The 2731-nt window shown below is 31.2% G+C and carries 3 protein-coding genes; all 3 read right to left on the bottom strand.

Features of this window, described 5'->3' with window-relative positions; genetic code table 11:
* Positions 1-165: 165 nt before the first annotated feature.
* Positions 166-1350, bottom strand: coding sequence for a glycosyltransferase family 4 protein (locus F6K22_RS38000; protein ID WP_293110030.1), 1185 nt, complete (start codon positions 1348-1350; stop codon positions 166-168).
* 63 nt (positions 1351-1413) lie between these two features.
* Complete coding sequence (locus F6K22_RS37995; protein ID WP_293110028.1) at positions 1414-2031, bottom strand: class I SAM-dependent methyltransferase; 618 nt, start codon at positions 2029-2031, stop codon at positions 1414-1416.
* Positions 2032-2118: 87 nt separating this feature from the next.
* Positions 2119-2731: oligosaccharide flippase family protein (locus F6K22_RS37990; RefSeq protein WP_293110027.1), on the bottom strand; the 613-nt coding region annotated here is incomplete at its 5' end.

Here is a 2731-nt window from a genome sequence, read left to right as displayed (position 1 = left end):
TTTGGGATTTTGTATAACTTTACTTGGTAAATTGTTCATGGTGTAATTAATTTGATTTAGAGTTAAAGATAAATAAACTTTCTTGGTTTCTTTAGTAGCTTTTTCCCAAGAAAAATTTTTGAGTTGTAGCCAAAATATTTGCCATCATCAACTATGGTTAATATATCATATTGCTTTATTTTCTGAAAGTAATTTATTTTTTTGCTCCAACCCTTCTTGTAACATTCGGTCGTATTGATTAGCAATTATTGGGAGTGAATAATAATTTTCTACATATTTACGAGCTTTTTCTCCTAATTTATATCGTTCTTGTTCGGAGTCTAGAAGATTTGTAATTACTTCTTGCAATTGGATGATATTTCGTTCTGAAACCATAATTGCTACATCTTTTTCTCTAATTGCATAGGGAATTGCCCCAGATAATGTCACAACACAAGGTAAACCACAAGACATAGCTTCAATATTACTAACACCAAAATATTCTTCCCATCTGGAAATATTTATGGCATGATTTACATATATATTTGCTGCACCTAAAATAGTGGGTAGTCGATCGTGGGGAACTGGGTTCATAAATAATACTTTTTCTTCTATACCCCGTTTTTTTACTTCTTTTTCTAGTAATGGTTTAAGTATACCGCTGCCGATAAATTGTAGTTGGATATTACTGCGTTTTTGCAGCAAAGTAGTCATTGCTTCCAAGATATAAAATTGCCCTTTTTCTGGTAAAATTCTCCCGACAACTAATACTCGTAAAATACCATCTTTCTCTGAAAGTTTTGGTTGGGGAATGAATTTCATAGTATCAACTGGATGACCCATAATAGTAAATTTTTGGGCAAGTTTTTCATCTAATAAATCTAAGTCTCGAAATCTTTCCAAACACTTAGGTACTGTGGCAATTATTCCTGTGGTTTGGTCGATAGCTTTTCTAATTAGAGGACGTTGTACTTTCCATTTAATATCTCGGCGTATTTCTGTAAATGTGATGGAAGTATCAAACCAAACTGGTTTATTTAGTTTATATCCTTCTGCAATAGCAATTAATCCTTGTTGATAAATAGTTGGATCGAGTGTAATTATACCATCAGCTTTAGCCAAAAGTTCGGCAGTTTTTTTGTCTTTTAATTTTGGCTTCCTCCAAGTAAAAAAGGAATTAAATTCCCAATTTTTTCGAGGAATTGAAATAATTTTAAAGGCATCATTTTGATAACTATCGTCTTCAGATTTGATAATAGTGAAATTATAGTTGCAATTTTTCTGGAGATAATCATAAATCAAACTCATTGCTTCAAAAGCAGTTTCATTTTGAATAACTCCAGGGCGAAATATGACGATATTTTTCATCATGGAAATTTCCTCAAGTTATTTTGAGATTTTTCAATAAATTAGGGAAGGATAATCTCTTTATTTTTACTCCTTAATAGCATCAATAACTAGAGAGGTATAATTAGGTTTAATATTGGCATTTCTCCAATCATTTATCAAGCATCTTTGTATGTATCCTAGACCATCATCATTTTTATATATACTGTGAAATTTACCAGACTCATCCCAATATTCTATTAACTTAACTTTAAAGTTTTTTTCTAGTAATAAATCACTCATCATCTGGTAATTAAATAAATTTTTATGATCTTCAGAGCCTTCTCCTGTACCGCCAGGTTTAACATTTTCTATATAACTAGGATCAGTGTGAAAACCATCTGGAACAGCTATCCGAAAATTACCACCTGGTATCAAAAATTTGTGAATGTTTTTTAGAGCAATTTTTAAGTCTTCCAGTTCTATATGTTCAAGAACGTGTTCAGCTAATATTTTATTAATTTTTTTGTTGCCTAATACTCTATAAAAATCATTTTCTTCTAGTAGGTCAAGACTATCTATGTCTGATGCAATCCATTGAGGGTAATTAGTTGTAGCAGCTCCCACAATTAAGTTGATTTCTTTAGCTAAATATATTTTGGTTTGTAGTGCTAGTCTTTTGAAAATTGCTTTGATTTTTTTGTATGTATCTTTTATCTTATCCATTTGAGGTTCTCCTTATACTTTATTTACTGATACTTCAAATAATTCCTTACCATCTAATTTATCATACAATTGATAATTAGTTACAAATTACTTTTTCCAAAACCCCATAAGTAATAAAGCTTTTGTCTGTTCAATAAAAATTCTTTTAGTTTTTGGGTAAATACTATGACAAGCATAGGAAGCAATAATTTGAGAAATAATGGTAGAAATTGCAGCTCCCATCATTCCATATTTGATAATCAAAAAGTAGTTTAAAATAATATTAACCACTGCCCCTGTAGCAGTAGCTGCTGCTGAAAATTTAGTCAGTCCCTCTGCTATTAAACAAGGACTTCTAGCAACACCCAGAGATACAAATAATCCTGACCACACATGAACTGCAAATATCGATCCTCCGGGTGCATAGTTTTCTCCGTATATTAGTGTAACAATTGAAGTAGAAATAAAAGTTATAGGTATGGCAAAAGCATAATTCATTGCTGTGACAATACTAAATAATTTTTGCTGCCTCTGATAATATAATTCCTTACTAACTTCTTGAGCTTTGATAATTGTTGGAAATACTGACTGTACGACAGTATTTGGAATCAAATATAACATTTCTGAAAGTTTAGCGATCGCTGCATAAATTCCTACTGCTGATTCACCAAGCATTTCCCCCAACATAATTTGATCTGTTCGTAGATACACCATAATTACA

Origin of the sequence: Okeania sp. SIO2F4 (assembly GCF_010672385.1) — a bacterium.
Lineage (GTDB): Bacteria > Cyanobacteriota > Cyanobacteriia > Cyanobacteriales > Microcoleaceae > Trichodesmium.
This window is presented reverse-complemented; position numbering and strand designations above follow the sequence as displayed.